Annotated in this window: 24 protein-coding genes; 14 read left to right on the top strand and 10 right to left on the bottom strand. The window is 69.4% G+C overall.

The features are described 5' to 3' along the window. Positions 1 to 188: 188 nt before the first annotated feature. Together QH290_RS30120 and QH290_RS30115 are read right to left on the bottom strand one after the other, a co-directional pair. Positions 189 to 1,253, bottom strand: coding sequence for a hypothetical protein (locus QH290_RS30120; protein WP_280262882.1), 1,065 nt, complete (start codon positions 1,251 to 1,253; stop codon positions 189 to 191). 298 nt (positions 1,254 to 1,551) lie between these two features. Continuing rightward, complete coding sequence (locus QH290_RS30115) at positions 1,552 to 2,955, bottom strand: NAD(P)H-quinone dehydrogenase (RefSeq protein WP_280262884.1); 1,404 nt, start codon at positions 2,953 to 2,955, stop codon at positions 1,552 to 1,554. Between the two features lie 205 nt (positions 2,956 to 3,160). Between QH290_RS30115 and QH290_RS30110 the strand changes: the two genes are divergently transcribed. Continuing rightward, positions 3,161 to 3,640, top strand: coding sequence for a gamma-glutamylcyclotransferase family protein (locus QH290_RS30110; protein WP_280262886.1), 480 nt, complete (start codon positions 3,161 to 3,163; stop codon positions 3,638 to 3,640). Positions 3,641 to 3,710: 70 nt separating this feature from the next. Here the strand turns inward: QH290_RS30110 and QH290_RS30105 are convergent, their stop codons facing one another. The 4 genes from QH290_RS30105 to QH290_RS30090 all read right to left on the bottom strand — a co-directional run bounded on the left by QH290_RS30105 (position 3,711) and on the right by QH290_RS30090 (position 7,978). Continuing rightward, positions 3,711 to 4,841: a M20 family metallopeptidase gene (locus QH290_RS30105; protein ID WP_280386566.1), complete on the bottom strand. Its 1,131-nt coding sequence runs from the start codon at positions 4,839 to 4,841 to the stop codon at positions 3,711 to 3,713. Between the two features lie 164 nt (positions 4,842 to 5,005). Beyond that, positions 5,006 to 6,181, bottom strand: a complete 1,176-nt coding sequence (locus tag QH290_RS30100) for a M20 family metallopeptidase (protein ID WP_280386565.1) — start codon at positions 6,179 to 6,181, stop codon at positions 5,006 to 5,008. Positions 6,182 to 6,330: 149 nt separating this feature from the next. Further along, on the bottom strand, positions 6,331 to 7,032 hold the full coding sequence (locus QH290_RS30095; protein WP_280262888.1) for an enoyl-CoA hydratase-related protein: 702 nt from the start codon (positions 7,030 to 7,032) through the stop codon (positions 6,331 to 6,333). Between the two features lie 31 nt (positions 7,033 to 7,063). Continuing rightward, positions 7,064 to 7,978: a ribonuclease Z gene (locus tag QH290_RS30090; RefSeq protein ID WP_280262890.1), complete on the bottom strand. Its 915-nt coding sequence runs from the start codon at positions 7,976 to 7,978 to the stop codon at positions 7,064 to 7,066. Between the two features lie 206 nt (positions 7,979 to 8,184). Between QH290_RS30090 and QH290_RS30085 the strand changes: the two genes are divergently transcribed. Further along, positions 8,185 to 8,964 (top strand): purine-nucleoside phosphorylase, encoded by a 780-nt coding sequence (locus QH290_RS30085; RefSeq protein ID WP_280262892.1) that lies wholly within the window; start codon positions 8,185 to 8,187, stop codon positions 8,962 to 8,964. A 119-nt stretch (positions 8,965 to 9,083) separates the two neighbouring features. Beyond that, positions 9,084 to 10,658, top strand: a complete 1,575-nt coding sequence (locus tag QH290_RS30080; protein WP_280386559.1) for a phospho-sugar mutase — start codon at positions 9,084 to 9,086, stop codon at positions 10,656 to 10,658. 19 nt (positions 10,659 to 10,677) lie between these two features. Here QH290_RS30080 and upp read toward each other — a convergent pair whose 3' ends face one another. Then, complete coding sequence (gene upp / locus QH290_RS30075; RefSeq protein WP_280262897.1) at positions 10,678 to 11,301, bottom strand: uracil phosphoribosyltransferase; 624 nt, start codon at positions 11,299 to 11,301, stop codon at positions 10,678 to 10,680. Positions 11,302 to 11,444: 143 nt separating this feature from the next. Here upp and QH290_RS30070 point away from each other — a divergent pair, with 143 nt between their 5' ends. The 5 genes from QH290_RS30070 to QH290_RS30050 are packed head-to-tail and all read left to right on the top strand — an operon-like array spanning position 11,445 to position 14,882. Further along, on the top strand, positions 11,445 to 11,765 hold the full coding sequence (locus QH290_RS30070; protein ID WP_280262899.1) for a hypothetical protein: 321 nt from the start codon (positions 11,445 to 11,447) through the stop codon (positions 11,763 to 11,765). 5 nt (positions 11,766 to 11,770) lie between these two features. Beyond that, the gene (locus QH290_RS30065; protein WP_280262925.1) at positions 11,771 to 12,898 is read left to right on the top strand and encodes an NlpC/P60 family protein; all 1,128 of its coding nucleotides are present in this window, start codon (positions 11,771 to 11,773) and stop codon (positions 12,896 to 12,898) included. Beyond that, a complete protein-coding gene (locus tag QH290_RS30060) occupies positions 12,895 to 13,242 on the top strand; it encodes a hypothetical protein (protein WP_280262901.1) in 348 nt (115 codons plus the stop codon). Before QH290_RS30065 ends, QH290_RS30060 begins: the two co-directional genes overlap by 4 nt. A gap of 12 nt (positions 13,243 to 13,254) precedes the next feature. Continuing rightward, positions 13,255 to 13,602 (top strand): YbaB/EbfC family nucleoid-associated protein, encoded by a 348-nt coding sequence (locus QH290_RS30055; protein ID WP_280262903.1) that lies wholly within the window; start codon positions 13,255 to 13,257, stop codon positions 13,600 to 13,602. 32 nt (positions 13,603 to 13,634) lie between these two features. Then, positions 13,635 to 14,882 (top strand): primosomal protein, encoded by a 1,248-nt coding sequence (locus tag QH290_RS30050; RefSeq protein ID WP_280262905.1) that lies wholly within the window; start codon positions 13,635 to 13,637, stop codon positions 14,880 to 14,882. Here the strand turns inward: QH290_RS30050 and QH290_RS30045 are convergent. Both QH290_RS30045 and QH290_RS30040 read right to left on the bottom strand, forming a co-directional pair. Next, complete coding sequence (locus tag QH290_RS30045) at positions 14,879 to 15,970, bottom strand: adenosine deaminase (protein WP_280386557.1); 1,092 nt, start codon at positions 15,968 to 15,970, stop codon at positions 14,879 to 14,881. The genes QH290_RS30050 and QH290_RS30045 overlap by 4 nt on opposite strands. A gap of 189 nt (positions 15,971 to 16,159) precedes the next feature. After that, complete coding sequence (locus QH290_RS30040; protein ID WP_280386563.1) at positions 16,160 to 17,443, bottom strand: thymidine phosphorylase; 1,284 nt, start codon at positions 17,441 to 17,443, stop codon at positions 16,160 to 16,162. A 176-nt stretch (positions 17,444 to 17,619) separates the two neighbouring features. On the opposite strand from QH290_RS30040, the gene QH290_RS30035 reads away from it, so the two are divergent. Beyond that, positions 17,620 to 17,913, top strand: coding sequence for a hypothetical protein (locus QH290_RS30035; protein ID WP_280386555.1), 294 nt, complete (start codon positions 17,620 to 17,622; stop codon positions 17,911 to 17,913). Positions 17,914 to 17,923: 10 nt separating this feature from the next. Continuing rightward, on the top strand, positions 17,924 to 18,271 hold the full coding sequence (locus tag QH290_RS30030) for a hypothetical protein (protein ID WP_280386553.1): 348 nt from the start codon (positions 17,924 to 17,926) through the stop codon (positions 18,269 to 18,271). A 39-nt stretch (positions 18,272 to 18,310) separates the two neighbouring features. Here the strand turns inward: QH290_RS30030 and QH290_RS30025 are convergent, their stop codons facing one another. Further along, entirely contained in the window at positions 18,311 to 18,718 is a 408-nt protein-coding gene (locus QH290_RS30025) for a cytidine deaminase (protein WP_280386561.1), read from the bottom strand. 309 nt (positions 18,719 to 19,027) lie between these two features. Here QH290_RS30025 and sdhC point away from each other — a divergent pair, with 309 nt between their 5' ends. From sdhC to QH290_RS30005, 4 genes are read left to right on the top strand one after another with little or no spacing between them, the layout of a single operon-like run. Then, entirely contained in the window at positions 19,028 to 19,429 is a 402-nt protein-coding gene (sdhC, locus tag QH290_RS30020; protein WP_280262914.1) for a succinate dehydrogenase, cytochrome b556 subunit, read from the top strand. A 1-nt stretch (position 19,430) separates the two neighbouring features. After that, positions 19,431 to 19,862, top strand: a complete 432-nt coding sequence (locus QH290_RS30015) for a succinate dehydrogenase hydrophobic membrane anchor subunit (protein ID WP_280262916.1) — start codon at positions 19,431 to 19,433, stop codon at positions 19,860 to 19,862. A gap of 34 nt (positions 19,863 to 19,896) precedes the next feature. Beyond that, positions 19,897 to 21,663 (top strand): succinate dehydrogenase flavoprotein subunit, encoded by a 1,767-nt coding sequence (gene sdhA / locus QH290_RS30010; protein WP_280262929.1) that lies wholly within the window; start codon positions 19,897 to 19,899, stop codon positions 21,661 to 21,663. Next, complete coding sequence (locus QH290_RS30005; RefSeq protein WP_280262917.1) at positions 21,663 to 22,430, top strand: succinate dehydrogenase iron-sulfur subunit; 768 nt, start codon at positions 21,663 to 21,665, stop codon at positions 22,428 to 22,430. The genes sdhA and QH290_RS30005 overlap by 1 nt, the downstream gene beginning before the upstream one ends. The last annotated feature ends 88 nt before the right edge of the window (positions 22,431 to 22,518 follow it).

The following is a 22,518-nucleotide window of genomic DNA, read 5'->3' as shown; positions in this document are numbered from 1 at the left end:
CGACCGCTGACCCGCCCCGGGGCTGTAAGCGCCCTCGGGGCCGGGTATCGGTAGTGCGTCCCCGAGCTGGTAGCCCCTGGGGCCGGAGTACCGGTCGTGGGTGACCTGGGCAGTAGCCCGGGGGGGCGGGGGTTCGGTGGTGGGGGGGGGTGCGCCAACCACCGCCCCACGTGCCGATTCAGCCTGTGTCAGTTCTGGACCGACCCACTCCACTGCGTCGTGACACCAGCGACACCCACGGTCTGCGGAGCCAACTCGCCCTCCGGCAGCTTACCAACCTGAGCGGCGGCTTCGAGTGCCGCTGGGCCACCCGGCTGCATCCGGATCCAGCCCTCGACGGCCGCCTTGGCGGCGTTGGCCGCGGTCGTGTCGACGTAGGTTTCGTTGGTGATGTCGTGGAAGCCGGTGGCCGACTTCAGGTCATCGATACCCGTGGTGTGGGTGTAGGTCGTGACCTTGATCTTGTTGGCCTCGATGTACTCGAGCGATACACCACCATCGCCGGTGCCGGTCGGCGTGGAGTAGCCCACGGTTCCGACATAACCGTGCAGGTTGCTGAAGTGGTGGGTATTGGCCACGTAACCCGGCACCAGGCCACCGCCGTCGATATTGGCGCCGACCTCGGTGTGCGGGCCCTCCATCGTGACGATCGGCGCGGCCGGGGCCGACTGCAGACTCGGCGGAGCCCACCGCGGCTGCACCTGCTCCTCAGCGGGTCCGTTGTCGGTCAGGGTGTCGGTGTTGCCCTGGTCGCCCTGTCCCGGCTGCGACGGTCGCGGAGTGACCTGCGGCTGGGGCTGCGGGCGCGGCTGTTCGGGCTTGAGCTGGTCGGTCCGGCCCTCGTTCGGGCCGGGCTGCGGAACCACCGCAGGCTGCGGCTGGTCGCCCTGGCCCGGCACCGGGAGCGGAGCCACGCGCGGCGTGGTGATGCCCGGCTGCCGCGGCGCGGCCTGTGGCGGATTGTTCGGATCAGGCTTGGGAGCGTTCGGATCCGGCGGCGTGGTGACGCCCGGCTGCGGGGTGGTCACACCCGGCTGCGAGGGCGTGGTCACCCCCGGCTGGCTCGGGCCCTGCCCCTGGGGGGCCTCGTTCGGCTGCTCGCCCTCCGGTGCCTGGACCTCGTTGGTGCCCGGCTGTGCGGGGGTGGTCGGTACCGCCGGCTCTGCCGGGGCGGCGGTGGCGGGCGCTGAGGCCGAGAGGATGGTGGCCACGGCGGCCGCGGTGGCCAGCGGCAACGAGGTCGTAGCCAGCATGCGCCCCGGCTTACGATGTTTGACTGTCACGCGATCCCTTTCCCGAGCCCGGCCGTGACCTGTTGCTGTCGGCCGATCTCCAGCTCTCCCTCATCAGATGTCCGGTCCGCTCCGTCACGACCCCGGGGGCCGTTCGCGGATTTCCCGGCTCGGGAAAGGTCGTTCCCCCCGCGCGCGAAACCAACCAACCGCCCAACACTCACATCTCTGCGGGAAGTGAACCACACGAACAGATCTCAGGCAACAGGAATGGAAAAGCCTTCACAGACAGGGGAATCCCCCAGAATTCACGCCCGGATCAGCCCAGGTCGTCGTGGCGCATCAGCTGCCGCGCGGCCTCGGTGATCGACCCCGACAGCGACGGGTACACCGAGAACGTCTGTGCCAGATCGTTGACCGTCAGATTGTTCTGCACGGCCATCGCGATGGGCAGGATCAGCTCGGAGGCGATGGGGGCCACCACCACACCGCCGATCACCACGCCGGTGGCGGGGCGGCAGAAGATCTTGACGAAGCCGCGGCGCAGGCCCGACATCTTCGCCCGGGGGTTGGTGTTCAGCGGCAGCATCACCGTGCGGGCGGGCGTCTCGCCGTTATCGATAGCGGTCTGGCTGACTCCCACGGTGGCGATCTCGGGCCGGGTGAACACCGCCGAGGCGACGGTCTTGAGCCGAATCGGCTGCACGCCCTCCCCCAGCGCGTGATACATCGCGATGCGGCCCTGCATGGCGGCCACCGAGGCCAGCGGCAGCAGGCCGGTGCAGTCGCCGGCGGCGTAGATGCCCGGCACCGAGGTCCGCGACACCCGGTCCACGCGCAGGTAGCCGCCCTTGTCCAGTTCGATGCCGATGCGCTCGAGGCCGAGGTTCTGGGTGTTCGGGGTGGAGCCGACCGTCATCAGCGCGTGCGAGCCCGTGACCGTGCGCCCGTCGGCCAGCTTCACCACGATCCCGTCGGCGGTGCGCTCGACGGCGTCGGCGCGCGCCTGCTTGAACAGTTCCACGCCGCGCTCGGCCAGGGCGTCCTCGAGAACCAGCGCGGCGTCGGCGTCCTCGCTGGGCATGATGCGGTCGCGGCTGGACAGCACCTTCACCTTCACGCCCATCTCGGTGTACGCGGAGACGAATTCCGCACCGGTGACGCCGGATCCGATCACCACCAGGGTTTCCGGCAGTTCCTTCAGGTCGTAGAGCTGACGCCAGTTCAGGATTCGCTCGCCGTCGGGCTCCGCGCCGGGCAGCACCCGCGGGCTGGCGCCGGTCGCGATCAGCACCACGTCGGCCTCGATCACCCGCTCGGCGCCGTCGGCCAGGGTGGCGCGTACCAGGTGGGTGGCCAGTCCGGCGATCTGATCGATCAGCTCGCCGCGGCCGTTGAGAATGGTCACCCCCGCCGCCTGCAGCTTGGATCGGATATCGGAGGACTGCGCCTGCGCCAGCGTCTTCACCCGGGAGTTGACCTCCGACAGCCGCACCTGCGCCTGCGCGACATGCACCGTGATGCCCAGATCGCGGGCGCGGCGCAGGTCGGTGCGCACCCCCGTGGAGGCGATGAAGGTCTTGGACGGCACACAGTCCCACAGCACGCACGCACCACCGATGCCGTCGCTATCGATCACCGTGACCGTCGCGCCGTGCTGGGCTGCCACCAACGCCGCCTCGTAGCCGGCGGGGCCGCCCCCGATGATTGCAATGCGGGACATGTGTGTTACCTCCGCTACCGAGCTGTCCTACCGGGATCTCCGATACGCAATAACGTTATCGGTCCAGGTCCCGATACGTTCGACCGCATCACCGGTGAGACCGCCCCGTTGCCGGACCCACACCCGGGAGGGTTTTCGAGACTCCCGGGCGCCGAAAACCCCGCCGGAGCGAAGCGGATACCGATAACTCAGCTACCCTTTCTAGGTGCCGATATACGCCGCCTACGGGTCCAACATGGATCCCGAGCAGATGCTCAAGCGCTGTCCGCACTCCCCGGTGTACGGAACCGGTTGGTTGGAGGGGTGGCGCCTGACCTTCGCCGGCGACGACATCGGCTGGGAGGGACCGCTCGCGACGGTGGTCGAGGAGCCGGGCTCGCGTGTGTTCGTCGTGCTCTACGACGTCTCCGCCGACGACGAGGCAAGCCTGGACCGCTGGGAGGGCTCGGATTTCGGCATCCACAAGAAGATCCGCCTGCGGGTCACGCCGAATACGGGCACCGGAACCGAGCCCGTCCTGGCCTGGCTGTATGTGCTGGACGCCTACGAGGGTGGCCTGCCCTCCGCCCGCTACATCGGGGTGATCGCCGACGCCGCCGAAAAGGCCGGGGCCCCAGCCGAGTACGTCCACGCCCTACGCACCCGCAACAGCAAGAACGTAGGCCCGGGCACCTTCGGCCTCTGACCCGTTCCCGGCGCCCCACCTGCCTTTCCGGCATGTCGGGAGTGGTGGCGGCGCCGGGAATTGGCGCCGCTCAGTGGGCCTGCAGGACCAGGTTCGTCAGCGCGCGCACGCCTACTCCGAGAGCTCGCTCGTCGATGTCGAACGTCGGCTGGTGCAGGTCGAGTTGGGGGCCGTGGCCGGGCCAGACGCCCAGGCGGGCCATGGCGCCGGGCACCTCCTCGAGGTACCAGGAGAAGTCCTCGCCGCCGCCGGACTGGGGGGTGTCGGCCAGGGCGTCGGGGCCCAGGGCGCGGATGGCGTCCTCGAACATGCGGGTGGCGTGCTCGTCGTTGACCACGGGCGGCACGCCGCGCTTGTAGTTCAGCTGGTAGCGCACGCCGGTCGGCGCCAGCAGCCCCTCGACGATCTCGCGCACCATCGGCTCCAGCAGCGACCAGGTGGCGTGGTCGCCGGTGCGGACGGTGCCGGTCAGCATGCCGGTCTGCGGAATCGCGTTGGGCGCCTTGCCCGCCGACACCGCGCCCCACACCATGACGGTGCTCGTGCGCGGATCGATGCGGCGGCTCAGAATCCCGGGCAGACCGGTGATCACGGTGCCGATCGCATACACCAGATCGCTGGTCAGGTGCGGGCGCGAGGTGTGGCCGCCGGGCGAATCCAGCACCAGTTCGACGGTGTCGGCGGCGGAGGTGATGGCTCCGACCCGGACCCCGACCCGGCCCACCTCCAGCCGCGGATCGCAGTGCAGCGCGAACATCCGCGACACGTCCTCCATCGCCCCGGCCGCGACCATATCGATGGCGCCGCCGGGCATGACCTCCTCGGCGTGCTGGAACACCAGCCGCACGCCGACGGGCAGCTCGGGCACCTCGGCCAACGCCATCGCCGTGCCGAGCAGGATCGCGGTGTGCGCGTCGTGCCCGCAGGCGTGCGAGACCCCCGGCGCGGTGGAGGCGAACGGGAGACCGGTGTACTCCTGCAGCGGCAGCGCGTCCATATCGGCGCGCAGGCCGATGCGCGGCCCGTCGGGACCGATATCGCAGATGAGGCCGGTGCCGGTGGGCAGCTTCCGCGGCTCGAGCCCGGCCTTGACCAGCCAGGTCTCGACGAACTCGGTCGTGGCGAACTCGGTGCGGGACAGCTCGGGATTGGCGTGGATGTGCCGCCGCCACCCGATCAGATCCTCCGCGTGCTCGCTCAGCCAGGCATCGACCGCCTTGCGCGCGGTCGCCGTGCTCTCCGCCGAGGCGGCGCCGTTCGTGGACGGGGCACCGTTGGTCGATGCCACGTCTCCGAACTCCGCCGCCACTACCGGATCCGCCCCCCGCGCCGTACTCGGCGCGGTATCGAACCCGCCGGTTGTACTCACCGAATGTCCTCCTGTCGCTGAATGCTGCGCTCCAACAACCTGTCCCTGTGAAATTGATCGCCCGCAAGGTGTATCGCGGTACGCGCCAGCGCCGTAGCACCGTCGGTCACCGCGAGATCCGCCGACGGCGTGACGCATGCCGCGGCGAATTCCGGCTGATGTGTCACCGCCCCGCCGGCATCGATCCCGATAACCGGATGGATGCCCGGGATGACGTTCGTGACGTTGCCCATGTCGGTGCTGCCCAGCGGCCGCGCTGCCTCGAGCTCCGGCGCGAGCGGCACGCGCCCCATGCCGACGATCTGCTCGCGATAGGCACACAGTAGTGCGGGATCGGGAGTGAGCTCGGTATATGTGGGCGCAAGCGTCCGGATTTCGTGGGTGCATCCGGTCGCCAGTGCTCCCGCCTCGAAGCAGGCCGATGCGCGTCGCATCAGATCGTCGAGGGATGCGGAGTCGACTGCCCGTAGGTAGTACAGCAGTTCCGCATGTCCGGGCACTATGTTGGGGGCAACGCCGCCCGCCTTGACTATACCGTGCAGTTGCTGCCCGGGGCTCAGATGCTGGCGCAGCAATCCCAGGGCTACCTGCGCGACGGTCACCGCGTCACCGGCGTTTCGCCCCTGCTCGGGCGCGGCGCTGGCGTGTGCCTCGCGGCCGTGGAACGCGATCGAGACGTCGGCCAGCGCCAGCGACCGGGCGCCGACGATGTCGTACGGCCCGGGATGGACCATCATCACCATCGCCGCGCCGTCGAATACACCGCGCTCGAGCATCAGTACCTTGCCGCCGCCGCTCTCCTCGGCCGGGGTGCCGAACACCTTCACGGTGATTCCGCACGCATCGGCCACCTCGGCCAGGCCCAGGGCCGCACCCACCGACGACGCGGCGATGATGTTGTGCCCACAGGCGTGTCCGATCTCGGGTAACGCGTCGTACTCCGCGCAGATTCCCACCACCAGTTCCCCGCTGCCGTACGTGGCGGTGAAGGCGGTGTCCAGCCCGGCCACCGGCGCCTCGATCGCGAACCCTCGTTCCCGCAGCGGAACAAGGGTTTTCGCGACGCTTCGGGTCTCGGCGAAGGCCAGTTCGGGTTCGGCGTGGATATCGTGCGACAGCGCGATCAACTGCTCGGCGGCGGCACCGATGGCCGCGTCGGCGGCGGAAACCAGCGCATCGCGACAGACCGATCCGACTGTTCGGTCCGAGCCGCGGTCAGGTGTGGGAAACCCGGAGCTGCGTGGCATGGCACACAGTGTTGCACTGTGGGCGCGCGCTCGCCCATCGGGTTATCCGGCGGCGAATGACCGCGATGCGCTCGTCAGGCGCCGAAGGCCAGGTTCTCCGGAGTCGTCGGGGTGCTCAGTCCGGCCAGCGCCCGCCCGTGCAGCGCCCGCTTGATCACCGGCAGGTTCGGCTTGCGGTTGCCGGTGAGCGCGGCGGCGCGGGTCACGGCCGCGGCCAGCACCTTGTCCGCCTCGGCCTGCTCGTCGACGATGCCCGCGGCGATCGCGTCGGCGGCGGCGTAGCGGCGGCCGGTCGTCATCGCCTCCAGTGCCACCTGATTGGCCAGCCGCTCGGTGACCAGGGCGTTCATCGCGACGGTGAACGGCATGCCCAGGTGCACCTCGGGCAGGCACCAGTAGCCGCGATCGCCGCGCATCACCCGGAAGTCGTGCGAGGTGGCGAGCATCGCCCCGGCGCCGAAGGCGTGCCCGTTGATCGCGGCGACGGTCGGCATCGGGAAGGCCAGCAGGCGGCTGAACATCGAGTGCACGCGGTCGAGATACCAGTGCACCCGGTCGTAGTTACCGAACAGCCAGTCGGTGTCGAGGCCGTTGCTGTAGAACTTGCCGGTGGCCACGGTGACCAGGGCGGCCGGGCCCTCGCTCGCCTCGACCTCGTCCAGCAGCCCGTGAAAAGCGTCGATGAAATCGGGGTGGAAGCGGTTCTCGTTGTCGGTCTGGCCCTCGTTGCCCAGATAGAGGACGAAGACGTCCCCGTCGCGTTCCAAGTACGGCATACGCCGAGCATAAGTTACCGGCGAGTTGGGGTTACCGCCGCGCTGGCATCGGCACGCGCATGAGGTCCTCGGCCACCACCAGCTCGCCGTGGAAGAACTTGCTCGCCTCGGCCCGATGCCCCTCGAGATCGGCGTAGCGCTGCGAGAAGTGGGTGAGCACCAGCGTCCGCACGCCACCCGCCTCGGCCACCCGCGCGGCCTCGGCGGCGGTCAGGTGGCCGAACTCGTGCGCGAGCGCGGCATCGGCGTCGAGAAAGGTGGACTCGATGACCAGCATGTCGGCGTCCTGCGCCAATTCCTCGACGCCCGAACACATTCGGGTGTCCATGGCGAAGGCGAAGCGCTGGCCGCGCCGCACCGTCGAGACCTCGTCGAGGGTGACGCTGCGCCCGTCGGCCAGCCGCAGGACACCCTCGCGCTGCAGGCGGCCGACGTCCGGGCCCGCGATATCGAAGGCGGCCAACCGTTCCGGCAGGATGCGGCGCCCGTCGGGTTCGACGAGCCGGTAGCCGAAGGTCGCCACCCGATGCGACAGCGCCACCGCCTCCAGCACGAACGGGACCCGCGGCAGCGGGATCGGGCCGTCCGCGGCGACCGGATGCGCCCGCAGGCCCGGATCCGGATACCGCGGCACGATCTGGCTCAGCCGTTCGAAATAGTCGCTGTCCTCCGCGGGGAAGCAGACGTCGACCGCGTGCTCGATCCGGTCCAGGTTCAGCCTGCCGAGCACCCCGGGCAGGCCCAGGCAGTGGTCGCCGTGGAAATGGGTGATGCAGATGCCCGTGATGCTCGCCGCCGACACACCGGCGTAGAGCATCTGACGCTGGGTGCCCTCGCCCGGATCGAACAGCAGCCCGGCACCGTCCCACCGCAGCAGGTAGCCGTTGTGATTGCGCTGACGGGTAGGCACCTGGCTGGCCGTCCCCAACACGACGAGTTCACGCACGGCCTCATCCTGCCTTGCAGCACCGACTCGCGTCGCCGGACGCCACCCGGGCCTGATCGCGCCACGGCCGAATCCGGCAGGCCGGGCATTGCGGAAGCTGTCGCCCGAGTCGAGTCGACTGCGTGGGTAGCGGATCGAGAAGGACGGCCGAGCGCCCGCGGCACCACGATCGGCGGTCCGCTACGAGCGCGACTATCGTGGCCGACATGCTTGCCGATCAGGCCGCCGAGGCAATCGCCGAACGTACGGGAGTCGCGCGTCACCGGGTCGCGGTGGTGCTGGGGTCGGGCTGGCAGGAGGCGGCCGCGGAGATCGGCGATCCGACGGCGTCGGTGGCGATGGGTGAGCTGCCCGGATTCGGCGCGCCGACCGCGCAGGGCCATCAGGGGACTGTGCACTCGGTGCTGGTGAACGATTCGCCGGTGCTGCTCATGATGGGCCGCCAGCACCTGTACGAGGGCTACGAGCCCGCGCAGGTGGTGCACGGCGTGCGCGCGGCCGTCGCGGCCGGGGTGGAGACCGTGCTGCTGACGAATGCGGCCGGGGGCATCCGTCCCGGCCTGCGGGTCGGCGAGCCGGTGCTGATCGCCGACCACCTCAATCTCACCGGCCGCACGCCGCTGTCCGGCGCCACATTCGTCGACCTCGTCGACGCGTGGGATCCGGAGCTGCGCAAGCTGGCCCGGGAGGTCGACCCGAGCCTCGCCGAGGGCGTGTACGCGGGCCTGACCGGTCCGCAGTACGAAACCCCGGCCGAGATCCGCATGCTCGGCACGCTGGGCGCCGACCTGGTGGGCATGTCCACCGTGCTGGAGGCGATCGCCTGCCGCGCCGCCGGGGCGCGGCTCCTGGGCATCTCGCTGGTCACCAACCTCGCCGCCGGTGTCACGGGCGCGCCGCTGTCGCACGCCGAGGTCCTGGCCGAGGGCCACGCCGCCGCGCCGCGTCTGGGCAAGCTCCTGCGCGGCGTGCTGGAACGGCTGTAGCCCATGCCGGGCCGGACGATCGCGCGGAACCGCTTGCGCCGGACCGAAATCCACCGGCCTGCGCCAACGGCCGCTGCCGCACGGACTCCGCCGACTATGCCGGAAGGACGGTACCGCTGATGTTGCGATTCGGAACGGCCGGTCTGCGCGGACCGCTGCGGGACGGGCCCGACGGAATGAACGGGGACACGGTCGCGCGGGCGACCACCGGGCTGGCGGAGTGGCTGCGCGGGCGCTGCCTGGGCGGCGGCCTGGTGGTCGTCGGGCGCGACGCCCGGCACGGCTCCGCGGAATTCGCCGCCATCACCGCGGAAGTCCTTGCCGCGGCGGGTTTCTCGGTGCTGGCGCTGCCCCGCCCGTTGCCCACGCCGATCGTCGCGTTCGCGGTCCGCGAGCTGGGAGCCGTGGCGGGGGTGCAGATCACGGCATCGCACAATCCCGCCACCGACAACGGGTACAAGGTGTACCTGGACGGCGGCTCGCAGCTGATCCCGCCCGCCGACGCCGAGATCGAACGCTGCATAGAAGCTGTGCGCGAACCGATTCCGCGTGCCGACCCCAAGCCCACCGCGCCCGATCCCGCCAGGCTGTCGCTGTCGGTCGGCGCCTCGGCCACCGATATGGGCGAGGAGATCGTCCAGCGCTACCTGGCCCGCGTCGCCTCCCTCCCCCACGTACTCGGCGGCTCGGACAGAGTCGGGGCACCTCGAAATCCGGTGGAGCGCGGTGATCTTCGTATCGCGTTGACGCCGATGCACGGGGTGGGTGGCGAACTCGCCGTCACCGCATTGCATGCCGCGGGGTTCACCGATGTGCACGCGGTGGTCGAGCAGTTCGCGCCCGATCCGGACTTCCCGACCGTGGCCTTCCCGAATCCGGAGGAGCCGGGCGCGGCGGATCTGCTGCTGGCCCTGGCCGAGAAGGTCGATGCGGACCTCGCGATCGCGCTGGACCCCGATGCGGACCGCTGCGCGATCGGCGTGCCCGGCCCGGACGGATGGGCGCTGCTGCGCGGCGATCAGACCGGGGTGCTGCTCGCCGACTACGTGCTGCGGACCGCGCCGAAGGATGCGCTGGCGGCCACCACGATCGTGTCGTCGCGACTGCTGGGCAAGCTGGCCCCGGCCCGCGGCGCCCGCTACGCCGAGACGCTGACGGGCTTCAAATGGCTGTCGCGGGCGGGCGAGGGTCTCGTCTACGCCTACGAGGAGGCGATCGGCCACTGCGTCGATCCGGCGACCGTACGCGACAAGGACGGGATCTCCGCGGCGGTGGCGGCCGCCGATCTGGTGGCCCGGCTGCGCGCCGCCGGGCGCGGCCCGCTCGATGTCCTCGACGACTACGCCCTCGAATTCGGCCTGCACGCGGGCGATCAGGTGTCGCTGCGCCTGGCCGATCAGGCCGCGGCCGCCGAAGTCGTTGCGCGGCTGCGTGATACCCCACCCGACGCCATCGCGGGAGCCCCGGTCACCTGCACCGACATGCTCCAGGTGCGCGGGCAGATGCGCACGGACGCACTGGTCTTCGAGGGCGAATCACAACGGCTCGTGATCCGCCCCTCCGGCACCGAACCCAAGCTCAAGTGCTATCTGGAGGTCGTGGAACCGGTGCCGACACGGGCCGCGCTCGCCACCGCGAAACTATCGGCCGCGGACCGCCTGTCCGACCTCCGCAAGTACTGCGAATCACTCTGACGGGCAACGATACCCACGCTCAGCGCGGGCCGAACTGCCGGTCCCCCGCGTCGCCCAGGCCCGGCACGATGTAGGCGTCCTCGTTCAGGCCCGCATCCACGGCAGCCGTCACCAGGCGCACCGGCAGGCCGGAGTTCTCCAGCGCGGCAACGCCTTCCGGTGCCGCCACGACGCACACAGCCGTGATGTCGGTGGCGTTGCGGGCGGCCAGCAGCTCCAGGGTGTGGCGCATCGATCCGCCGGTGGCCAGCATCGGGTCCAGCACGAATACCGGCAGCCCGGACAGGTCCTCCGGGAGCGATTCCATGTACGGCACCGGCTGGTGGGTGTCCTCGTTGCGGGCGATACCGACGAACCCGACCCGCGATTCGGGAATGAGCGCGCTGGCCGCATCCACCATGCCCAGCCCGGCCCGCAGCACCGGCACCAGCAGCGGCGGCTGCGCGAGGCGTGCCCCGTCGGCGGTCGCGACCGGGGTGGCGACCTCGAACCTCGTCACCGGCGCCTCGCGCAGTGCCTCGTAGATCAGAAACCCCGTGAGGTCGCGCAACGCGGCACGGAACGCGGGGTTCGGCGTGCGCGCGTCGCGCATGGTCGTCAGCAGCGTGTCGGCCAGCGGGTGATCCACGATGTGCGTGTGCATGAGGGAACGATAAGGTCTGTACGGGTCACGGCCCGAACCTGCGAGGGAATTCTCGTCCGGGGGTGGAACCGTGCCCGTGGCGCCTGCGTCGAAGTACTCGAATGACGTAATCTGCCACCAGACCAGCACGATGGGGGATGTTGATGCACAAAGTCTCGGTCGACACCGAGGGCGTCGCCGCCTACGGTGCGACAGCCGGGGGCCTGTCCGCTGAGATGGCCGCCGCCGCGGCCAGCGCGGCCGGCGCCGACCCACTGCTGTTGGGCCCGATCTTCGGCCTGGTCGGCGGCGATTTCGTCGCCGCGTACGCGGCGGCGCACGCGGGGCACGTGGCGGGTATCAGCGAACTGTCGGCGGTGCTGGGCAGCATGGGCGTCGCGGCGACCGGCGCGGCCGTCGCCACCTCCGAGTCCGACCTCGGCAATGCCGCCGCCCTGCGCTCCACCGAGGGAGGCCGGGCGTGACGGGCGTGATCAACCTCGATGCCCTGGCGCAGCCGATCATCGACCTGCTCAGCAGCTTCGGCCACGGCGTGGTCCCCACCGGCGGCCCCTCCGACGCCCTGCGCCGGACGTCCACCACCCTGGACGGAATTCATCAGGCGGGCAGCGCCGGTATCAACCAGGTCACCAGCGCCTGGCAGGGCCAGGGCGGCGACGCCGCGATGGACAAGGCGCTGAAGGTGCAGACGTCGGCGGCCTCGATCTCCGACCGCGGGCTCAACATGGCCGACGTGGTCAATCAGGCGGCGGCCTCGGTCCAGACCGGGCAGAAGGAGCTGGACGCGATCCTGCAGTCGTTCGTGCAGTCGGTGACCGTGCTGGGCCCGGCCGTCACCACCCCGCCGGGGCTCGCGACCGTGGTCAGCTCGGCCATCGACCATCTCGGCCAGGCCCTGAACGTGGTGAGCCGCACCCGTTCCGAACTCGACACGCACACCGCGTCGATGACGGAGCTGACCCCGGCCCCGCCCACGCCCTCGGCCGCGAGCACCACCACGGCCGCGGCCTCGGCCGCCCCGATCGCCAGCGGCGTGCAGCAGGCCGGGTCGCTGCTCGGCGGCGTGGCATCCACCGGCGGCTCGATGATGAGCAGCCTGGTCAGTCCGGCTTCCATGTCCACCTCGTCCTCGCGCCCGAGCAGCGGCGGCGCCACCACACCGAACGCGCAGGCCGGAGAGACCAAGCCCGGCAGGCACGGCGGCGTCATGATCACGCTGCCCGACGGCAGCCAGGTCGAGGCGCCCAACGAGAAGGCGGCCAAGGCGGTGACCTCGGCGCTGAGCGCGACCGGCACGCCCTACGTGTGGGGCGGCAACACCCCGGGCTCCGGCCTGGACTGCAGCGGCCTCACCAAGTGGGCCTACGGCGAGGCGGGGGTCGACATCCCCCGGCTGGCCGCCGACCAGAGCGCCGGCGCCACCCCGGTGAGCCCCGGCGAACTCATGCCCGGCGACCTGGCCATCTGGGACGGCCACGTGGCCATGGTCATCGGTAACGGACAGCTCGTCGAGGCCGGTGATCCCGTACAGACCGGCCCGATTCGAACGGAGAACAGCGGAATGGGATTCCACGGCTTCTACAGGCCCACCTCATGAGCGCGCCGCAGCAGCAGATCCCCAACGTCACGGTGGCCGCCAGCACCAACCGGTCCGGCACCATCAGCGTGCGGGCCACCGACCAGGGCATGCCGGTGGAGATCAAGTTCGAGCGCAGCGAATACCGCTACGGCGCAAAGGCGTTGGCGGCGGAGATCCTGCGCCTGACCAAGCGGTCGGCGATCGTCGCCAAGGCCCGCCGGCGCGAGCTGCTGGCCGAGTCGGGCATGCCGGAGGAGATCCTGGACAAGCTCGGCCTGCCCACCCGCGCCCAGGCGGTCGACGAACTGGACCGCATGGACGATGCGGATACGGGTCCCACGAGCTGGATGCGGCCGGTCTAGGAAGGGCACACCATGAGTGCAGAGATGGACGCGCTGGTCGCGAAGGCGACCGACAAGCTGGAGGCGCTGGAGGCCGCGCTCTACGGCCTGCAGCAGGTGCGCGGCCGGTACACCGCCGAGGACGGCTCGGTCACCGTCGAGGTCGATTCGAGCGGCGCCCTGGTCGGGCTGGAACTGGCCGAGACGGTCACCTCCCGCCCGCCCGCCGAGGTCAGCCAGCTGATCATCTGGGCGTGCCAGCAGGCCGCGCAGGACGCCGGTTCCCAGCGGTCGGAGGTGGTCGGCAAGTTGAACTCCGCGTTCGTGCCGCCGGAGTCGGGAACCGCCGAATCGGGAACCGTTGGGGGGCGGGCCGAATAGTGCCGCGGGCGCTGGCTCGATAGGCTTCGGTCATGGCTTCTGGAGACATCGTCCCGATCGAGCTCGGCCTGACCGACGGCGACCTCGTTACATTGTGGGCACCGCGCTGGCGAGACGGTGACGACGAGTGGGAGGCATTCCTCGGGCACGAGGACGCGCTGTACGGCTTCGGGTCCGTGGCCGAGCTCGCCGCGTTCATCCGCACCAACGACGACAACGATCTGGTGGACCATCCGTCGTGGAAGGTCGTGGCCGGACTGTCGGCCGCCGAGCTGGAGCCGGAGGAGCAGTACGTCTTCGATCTGGTCGGCGTGCCCGAGCTGGCGGCGGGTGAGCCGGATCCGGAGACCCTCGGCGAGCTCGAGGAGACCCTCGACATGGTCCGCACCCTGGGCGAGGTGTGCGAGCTCGAGGTCGTGACGAAGTTCTTCGGCTCCCATCCCGTGCTGGGCGCGCTGCCCGCCGGGCTGAGCGCCTTCGTCGGCCGCGAGGGCGAGGAGCTGTGGGACCAGATCGGCTCGGCCATCGCCAAGGACTGGGACGCGGTGGTCGACGCCATAGATTCCGCGGTGCAGTCGCCCGATGTCGACGCCGACGCGGTGGCCGTCGCCGAGGCGGAATTACTTGCGGCCGAGGAGAATATCGTCGACGCGGAGGATGCCGCCGACACCGACGACGACGATATCGAGCAGGTCGACCTCGACGAGGACGACGACGAGGACGACGAGGAACCGACCTTCTGGCACGAGGTCGGCATCGACCCGGTCAAGATCGTCACCTCGGCCGACACGTTCTACACGCTGCGCTGCTACCTCGACGACGAGCCGGTGTTCCTCGGCAGCGAGGGCAGCATCACGGTGTTCACCTCCGAGCGCGCCCTGGCGCGCTACCTGGCCGACGATCACGAACACGACCTGGCCCGGGTGAGTACCTACGGCGAGGTGCAGACCGCGGCGACCGACGGGTCGCTGGAGGTCGAGGTCAGCGACGAGAACGTGTACGTGCTGCCGGGCCTGGCCGACGATCTCGGCGAGGGCCCCAAGTCCGTCGATATCGAGCAGCTCGACCTCGCGGTCGAATTGTTCACCGACGCAGCCGATTACGTCGGCGACGACTCGGTGGAGCAGGCGCTGGCCAAGTCGACCCCGCTGGGCTGGTACGTGTCCTACCTGCTCGAGCCCGATCCGAGCCGGATGGCTCCGAGCCCGCCCTTCACGGCCGAGGCCGAGCAGTGGCGGGCCCTGGAGCAGGCCTTCGAGAACCGGCTGGAGAAGGGCTAGCCCAGCAGTACCGCGTAACCCGGCTTGATCACCTCGTCGATGATCCGCAGGCGCTCCGGGAACGGGATGAACGCCGACTTCATCGCGTTGATGGTGAAGCGTTCCAGGTCGCTCCAGCCGTAGTCGAAGGTCTCCACCAGCTTGAGCATCTCGCGGCTCATGTCGGTGTCGCTCATCAGCCGGTTGTCGGTGTTGACGGTGACGCGGAAGCGCAGCCGGGCCAGCAGGTCGAACGGATGCTTGTCCAGCGAGGGCACCGCACCGGTCTGCACATTCGACGACGGGCACAGCTCGAGCGGAATTCGCATGTCCCGCACATAGTTTGCGACCAGCCCGAGCCGCGGTTCGGTCTCGGAATCGAAGATGTCGTCGGTGATCCGCACGCCGTGGCCGAGGCGGTCGCAGCCGCAGAACGCCACCGCCTCGTGGATGGACGGCAGCCCGAACGCCTCACCGGCGTGGATGGTCACGTGGGCGCAGTTGGCGCGCATGTACTCGAAGGCGTCGAGGTGGCGGCTGGGCGGGTATCCGGCCTCGGCACCGGCGATATCGAAGCCCCCGACGCCGCGGTCGCGGAAGCGCACCGCCAGCTCGGCGATCTCGAGCGAGCGGGCGGCGTGGCGCATGGCGGTGAGCAGGCAGACCATCCGGATCGGGGTGCCGTCGGCGGCGGCCAGCTCGGACCCCTCGGCGAAGCCGGCGAGGGCGTGCTCGACCACCTCGTCCAGCGACAGCCCGCGCTCGAGGTGCTGTTCGGGGGCGAAGCGCACCTCGGCGTACACCACGCCGTCGGCGGCCAGATCCTGGGCGCATTCGCGCGCCACCCGCCGCAGCCCCTCCGGGGTCTGCATCACCGCCACGGTGTGTTCGAAGGTTTCCAGATAGCGCTCGAGCGATCCGCTGTCGGCGGCGTCGCGGAACCACTGGCCCAAGGTTTCGGCATCATGTGCCGGGAGCTGCTCGTAGCCGCACTCGGCGGCCAGTTCGAGCACGGTCGCCGGGCGCAGCCCACCGTCGAGGTGGTCGTGCAGCACGGCCTTCGGGGCCTGGCGGATCGAGGCAAGGGTCAATGGCATCGGTCCAGTCATGTACCGACGCTATCCGTAACCGCCCGGTTCCGCAGCCGACTCCCCGTGTGTCCATCCTCTCGCTGGCATGTCGTAGCCGGAACGTCGCCCGCGTGTCGCCCCGGCAACAATTCCCGCACCCCTTACCCGTTCCCGCACCGGCTACAGGGGCCTGCAGGGGGTGCGGGAACATGCAGGGGGTGCGGGAAGTCAGGGGGCTATGCGGTCGAGGAGGGTGGGGTGGGGGGTGGTGGGGGCGGGGGCGATGGTGTACCCGTTGTGGAGGGCTTCCAGGGCGGCGGGGATGGCGTCGGGGGTGTCGGTGTGGAGGGTGAGCAGGGGGTGGCCCGCGGTGACGGAATCGCCTGGCTTGGCGTGCATTTCGATACCGGCGCCGAATTGGACCGGGTCGCCCTGGCGGGCGCGGCCCGCGCCGAGGCGCCAGGCGGCCAGGCCCACGGACATGGCGTCGAGGCGGGTCAGGGTGCCGGATCGGTCGGCGGTCACGGTCTCGGTGTGTTGCGCGCGCGGCAGCGGCGCATCGGGGTCGCCGCCCTGCCCGGCGATCATGGCTCGCCAATGGTCCATCGCGCGGCCGTCGGCCAGCGCGTCGGCGGGGTCGACATCGCGAATCCCGGCCTGCGCCAGCATTTCCCGGGCCAGCGCGAGCGTCAGCTCGACCACATCGCGCGGCCCGCCACCGGCCAGCACCTCGACGGATTCGGCCACCTCCAAGGCATTTCCGGCGGTGCGGCCGAGCGGGGTGTCCATCGCGGTCAGCAGCGCGACGGTGCGCACACCCGCATCGGTGCCCAATTCGACCATGGCCGTGGCCAATTCGCGGGCCGAGTCGAGATCCTTCATGAAGGCGCCGCCACCCACCTTGACATCGAGCACCAGCGCCGCGGTGCCCTCCGCGATCTTCTTGCTCATGATCGAGCTGGCGATCAGCGGAATCGATTCCACGGTACCGGTCACGTCGCGCAGCGCGTAGAGCCGCTTGTCGGCCGGAGCGAGATCCGCACCCGCCGCGCAGACGACGGCACCGATCTTGGGGTCGGACAACACTTCCCGCATCCGTGGCACCGAAATATCGGCCTGCCAGCCGGGAATCGATTCCAGTTTGTCCAAAGTGCCACCGGTGTGGCCCAATCCACGCCCCGACAGTTGCGGGACGGCGGCACCGCAGGCGGCCACCAGCGGCGCCAGCGGCAGCGTGATCTTGTCCCCGACCCCGCCGGTCGAGTGCTTGTCGACGGTCGGCCGCGGCAGGTCGGTGAAGTCCATCCGCCTGCCCGATTCGATCATCGCCCGCGTCCACCGCGCGATCTCCCGCCGCGTCATCCCGCGCAGCAGGATCGCCATCGCCAGCGCCGACATCTGCTCGTCGGCCACCTCGCCCCGGGTGAAAGCGTCCACCACCCAGTCGATCTGATCGTCACCGAGCTCGCCACCGTCTCGTTTCGTGGTGATCACCGATACCGCCGAATGCACACTCGCCATGGGTTCAGCCTCTCAGATGGCGGGCGACCGCGCGGCCCGCAAGGCGTGCGTGATCGGGTAAGGGGTGCGGGAACACCGATTCCCGGCCACGTCGCCGCCGACACGCGGTAGCTGCCGATGCGCTCCGGTAGCGTCGCCGTCACTGTCGGAGCGATCGAGGGGGACGCGTGAACCACACGGATCTGGACCACCGCATGACCGAGCTCGAGGGCCGAGCCATGGATATCGAAGAAGGCTTCGGCTCCTCGATCCTCACCCTGAGCCGTGATGTCCGGGGCTTGAAACTCGCCAATGGCAGGCTCTCCGACGGGATGAACGCCCTCGGAGGGGGAATGGCCCGAATGATGGTGCACATGGGCATACCCCCGATCGACCTCCCGGTCGTCGTACCACCTACCGAGCAGGAGATCGACGCGGCGTTCGAGGAGGAGATCGACGCCTCCTACGAGGCCGACTCGTGATCGGCCACCCATGACCTACTCGAATCTGGAGCGCCGGGTCACCGACGCCGAGACGTGGTTGACCGATATCGATTACAGCTACCGCGAGGCCGTGTACACGCTCACCCGCGCCGGGGTGCGCGGCCGTATCGAGCGCGAGCGGATGATCGACCACGCCAATCGATTGGGCCGCGGCATCGAATTGATCATGCGGAGGCTCGGCGTCACCGGGTGTGCGATCGGCGAGATCGCTCCCGCGAGCGCGGGCGAGGTCGACGCCCTGCTCGAGGCCGAGGCGCTGCATCCCTTCGGGCGATGTTGCACCGTCTCACCCCGGCCGCCGGAGGACGCCGCACCCGGCGGTGAGCACGAGCCATAACCCCTTGCTGGGGCCAAAACCTCACGGGCGTGCCGAAATTCACATCTCCTGTTGTCCGGCGGCCAAATCGTCGGGCCCGAAGGCATAGGGCAGCAAACTCGCCAGCGCCACCGGCCCGTCTCGATGATCCACCAGCATTTCCGCACCTCCGTGCTCATAGAGCACCTGCCGACATCGGCCGCACGGCATCAGAATCGCCCCGCGCGAGTCGCACACGGCAACCGCCAGCAACCGGCCCCCGCCGGTCGCGCAGAAGTTACCCACGAGTACACATTCGGCACAGAGGCCCAAACCGTATGAGATATTTTCCACATTGCAGCCGCTCACAATTCGGCCGTCACGGGTGAGAGCGGCCGCGCCGACCGGAAACCGCGAGTAGGGTGCATACGCATTTTGCATGACTCGGAATGCATTGCCGCGCAACGCATTCCAATCTATTTCCGGCATATCGGACCTCCGCTCGAACGAGTCGAACACGACCGTAGGAAAGCCACCGCGAGCCCGTCAATTCATCAGGCAAGGCAAACCTAACTGATTCGAATGCGACGCAACGCACGCCACGCCGAATTAGTTCCGCGAATCGCCGGGGATTAGAGTTCCAGACAGATCGGTTCAGGTTCCCGGCGGCGGGCCGGCCACCGCCTCCGGGGTGTCGGCTACGGGTACGAGCTGGTGTTTTCCAAACCCAATGGCTCGATAGCCCGTGCGCCGAAACCGCGACCGGGTCCATCAACGACGTTGGAGGCACCGCACTCTATGACCGCCACACTGGAAGCTCCGGCACAGCCGAAGCGGAAGACGCTGTACCGCGGCGACCCGGGCATGTGGTCCTGGGCGCTGCACCGGATCACCGGCGTCACGATCTTCTTCTTCCTGTTCGTCCACGTACTCGACACCGCGCTGGTGCGAGTCAGCCCGGACACCTACGACCAGGCGATCGAGACCTACAAGAACCCGCTCGTGGCCCTCATGGAAATGGGCCTGGTGGTGTGCGTGCTGTTCCACGCGCTCAACGGCATCCGCGTGATCCTGGTCGACTTCTGGTCCAAGGGCCCGCGCTACCAGCGCCAGATGCTGTGGATCGTGCTGGCCATCTGGATCCTGGTCGCGGGCGCCGGCGTCGGCCGCCAGTTCTTCTACCTGCTGACGGAGCACTGATATGACCGCGCCTGTACTCGGCAAGTCCCACGACATCCCGGCCAGCCTCGCCGCGCCGAACGCGCCGCGGCGCACCATGGGCAACAACTTCGAGAAGTACGCCTGGCTGTTCATGCGCTTCTCCGGCCTGCTGCTGGTGGTGCTGGTGCTCGGCCATATGTTCATCATGCTGATGATCGACGGCGGCGTGCAGCGGCTGAACTTCGCCTTCGTGGCCGGTCGCTGGGCGAGCCCGTTCTGGCAGTTCTGGGACCTGACCATGCTGTGGCTGGCCCAGCTGCACGGGGGCAACGGCCTGCGCACGGTCATCGACGACTACGCCCGCAAGGACTCCACCCGGTTCTGGCTCAAGGTCCTGCTGGTCGTGTCGATGATCCTGATCATGGGCGTGGGCAGCTACGTCATCTTCACCTTCGACCCCAACATCAGTTAGGAACAGGTCGCCAACAATGAGTGAATCCCGACCGATTCAGGAGCACCGGTACGACGTCGTGATCGTCGGCGCCGGTGGTGCGGGGATGCGCGCGGCGATCGAGGCCGGTCCCCGGGCCCGCACGGCCGTGCTGACCAAGCTGTACCCGACCCGCAGTCACACCGGCGCGGCGCAGGGCGGCATGTGCGCCGCGCTGGCCAACGTCGAAGAGGACAACTGGGAGTGGCACACCTTCGACACCGTCAAGGGTGGTGACTACCTGGTCGACCAGGACGCCGCGGAGATCATGGCCAAGGAGGCCATCGACGCCGTGCTCGACCTGGAGAAGATGGGCCTGCCGTTCAACCGGACCCCGGAAGGCAAGATCGACCAGCGCCGCTTCGGCGGCCACACCCGCGACCACGGCAAGGCCCCGGTCCGCCGCGCGTGCTACGCTGCCGACCGCACCGGCCACATGATCCTGCAGACGCTGTACCAGAACTGCGTCAAGCACGACGTGGAGTTCTTCAACGAGTTCTACGTGCTGGACCTGGTGATGACCGAGACCGAGCGCGGCCCGGTCGCCACCGGCGTCGTCGCCTACGAGCTGGCCACCGGCGAACTGCACGTCTTCCACGCCAAGGCGATCATCTTCGCCACCGGCGGTTCCGGCCGCATGTACAAGACCACCTCCAACGCGCACACGCTGACCGGCGACGGCATGGCGATCGTGTTCCGCAAGGGACTTCCCCTGGAGGACATGGAGTTCCACCAGTTCCACCCGACGGGCCTGGCCGGACTCGGCATCCTGATCTCCGAGGCGGTCCGCGGCGAGGGCGGCATCCTGCGCAACGTCGACGGCGAGCGGTTCATGGAGCGCTACGCCCCGACCATCAAGGACCTGGCGCCGCGCGACATCGTGGCCCGCTCGATGGTCAAGGAGGTCCTCGAGGGCCGCGGCGGCGGTCCCAACAAGGACTACGTCTTCATCGACGTGACCCACCTCGGCGAGGACGTGCTCGAGGAGAAGCTGCCCGACATCACCGAGTTCTCCCGCACCTACCTGGGCGTGGACCCGGTGAAGGAGCCGGTGCCGGTCATGCCGACCTGCCATTACGTGATGGGCGGCATCCCGACCCGCATTCGCGGCGAGGTGCTGCGCAACAACACCGACGTGGTCCCCGGCCTGTACGCCGCGGGCGAATGCGCGTGCGTGTCGGTGCACGGCTCGAACCGCCTGGGCACCAACTCGCTGCTGGACATCAACGTGTTCGGCCGCCGCTCCGGTATCGCCGCCGCCGAGTACGCCCAGCGCGCCGAGTTCGTCGAGATGCCGGAGAACCCCGCCGAATACGTGCAGGGCTGGCTGGCGAACCTGCTGTCGGAGCACGGCAACGAGCGCGTCGCCGATATCCGCACCGACCTGCAGGCGACGATGGACGCCAACGCGGCGGTGTTCCGCACCGAGGAGACGCTCAAGACGGCGCTCACCGACATCCACGCGCTCAAGGAGCGCTACGAGCACATCTCCGTGCAGGACAAGGGCCGCCGCTTCAACAGCGACCTGCTCGAGGCCGTGGAGCTGGGCTTCCTGCTGGAGCTGGCCGAGGTCACCGTGGTGGGCGCGCTCAACCGCAAGGAGTCGCGCGGCGGCCACGCCCGCGAGGACTACCCGGACCGCGACGACACCAACTTCATGCGCCACACCATGGCGTACAAGGACGTGGAGCCGGGCCAGCACGCGAAGCTGATCGCCGACATCCGCCTGGATTTCAAGCCGGTCGTGCAGACCCGCTACGAGCCGATGGAGCGTAAGTACTGATGACTGCTGTAGCCGAGGCTCCGCAGAAGCCCGCCCCCGTGCCCGACGGGTCGACCATGATCACCGTCAAGGTGGCGCGGTTCAACCCGGAGGACGACAAAGGCGCGCACTGGGATTCGTTCCAGGTGCCGGTGCTGCCGACCGACCGCTTCCTGAACGTGCTCATCTACATCAAGTCCTACCTGGACGGCACGCTCACCTTCCGGCGCTCGTGCGCGCACGGTGTCTGCGGTTCGGACGCCATGCGCATCAACGGCGTCAACCGGCTGGCGTGCAAGGTGCTGATGCGCGACATGCTGCCCAAGGGCGGCAAGACCCTCACCGTCACCGTCGAGCCCATCCGCGGCCTGCCCGTGGAGAAGGACCTCGTGGTGAACATGGAGCCGTTCTTCGACGCGTTCCGCGCGGTGAAGCCGTACCTGATCACCCACGGCAACGAGCCCACCCGCGAGCGCATCCAGAGCCAGGCCGACCGCGCCCGGTTCGACGACACCACCAAGTGCATCCTGTGCGCCTGCTGCACCACCTCGTGCCCGGTGTATTGGAACGACGGCAGCTACTTCGGCCCGGCCGCGATCGTCAACGCGCACCGCTTCATCTTCGACAGCCGCGACGAGGCCGCCCGCGAACGCCTGGACATCCTCAACGACGTCGAGGGCGTCTGGCGCTGCCGCACCACCTTCAACTGCACCGACGCCTGCCCCCGAGGCATCGAGGTCACCAAGGCCATCCAGGAGGTCAAACGCGCCCTCCTCTTCGCCCGCTGACCCGGACCGAACCCCAAGGGGGGCCGACACCTAACACCCGGAGGGGGGCGGGGGAAATGACAACAAGGTTTAAAAACAACCCCGCCGC

Source organism: Nocardia wallacei (genome assembly GCF_029869545.1).
Classification (GTDB): Bacteria; Actinomycetota; Actinomycetes; order Mycobacteriales; family Mycobacteriaceae; genus Nocardia; species Nocardia wallacei_A.
This window is presented reverse-complemented; position numbering and strand designations above follow the sequence as displayed.

Excerpts from the sequence above, each read along its gene's own strand:
- QH290_RS30120 (WP_280262882.1), bottom strand. The coding sequence starts at position 1,253 with ATGCTGGCTACGACCTCGTTGCCGCTGGCCACCGCGGCCGCCGTGGCC.
- QH290_RS30115 (WP_280262884.1), bottom strand. The coding sequence starts at position 2,955 with ATGTCCCGCATTGCAATCATCGGGGGCGGCCCCGCCGGCTACGAGGCG.
- QH290_RS30095 (WP_280262888.1), bottom strand. The coding sequence starts at position 7,032 with ATGCCGTACTTGGAACGCGACGGGGACGTCTTCGTCCTCTATCTGGGC.
- QH290_RS30085 (WP_280262892.1), top strand. The coding sequence starts at position 8,185 with ATGCTTGCCGATCAGGCCGCCGAGGCAATCGCCGAACGTACGGGAGTC.
- QH290_RS30080 (WP_280386559.1), top strand. The coding sequence starts at position 9,084 with ATGTTGCGATTCGGAACGGCCGGTCTGCGCGGACCGCTGCGGGACGGG.
- upp (WP_280262897.1), bottom strand. The coding sequence starts at position 11,301 with ATGCACACGCACATCGTGGATCACCCGCTGGCCGACACGCTGCTGACG.
- QH290_RS30070 (WP_280262899.1), top strand. The coding sequence starts at position 11,445 with ATGCACAAAGTCTCGGTCGACACCGAGGGCGTCGCCGCCTACGGTGCG.
- QH290_RS30060 (WP_280262901.1), top strand. The coding sequence starts at position 12,895 with ATGAGCGCGCCGCAGCAGCAGATCCCCAACGTCACGGTGGCCGCCAGC.
- QH290_RS30055 (WP_280262903.1), top strand. The coding sequence starts at position 13,255 with ATGAGTGCAGAGATGGACGCGCTGGTCGCGAAGGCGACCGACAAGCTG.
- QH290_RS30050 (WP_280262905.1), top strand. The coding sequence starts at position 13,635 with ATGGCTTCTGGAGACATCGTCCCGATCGAGCTCGGCCTGACCGACGGC.
- QH290_RS30045 (WP_280386557.1), bottom strand. The coding sequence starts at position 15,970 with ATGACTGGACCGATGCCATTGACCCTTGCCTCGATCCGCCAGGCCCCG.
- QH290_RS30030 (WP_280386553.1), top strand. The coding sequence starts at position 17,924 with ATGACCTACTCGAATCTGGAGCGCCGGGTCACCGACGCCGAGACGTGG.
- QH290_RS30025 (WP_280386561.1), bottom strand. The coding sequence starts at position 18,718 with ATGCCGGAAATAGATTGGAATGCGTTGCGCGGCAATGCATTCCGAGTC.
- sdhC (WP_280262914.1), top strand. The coding sequence starts at position 19,028 with ATGACCGCCACACTGGAAGCTCCGGCACAGCCGAAGCGGAAGACGCTG.
- QH290_RS30015 (WP_280262916.1), top strand. The coding sequence starts at position 19,431 with ATGACCGCGCCTGTACTCGGCAAGTCCCACGACATCCCGGCCAGCCTC.
- QH290_RS30005 (WP_280262917.1), top strand. The coding sequence starts at position 21,663 with ATGACTGCTGTAGCCGAGGCTCCGCAGAAGCCCGCCCCCGTGCCCGAC.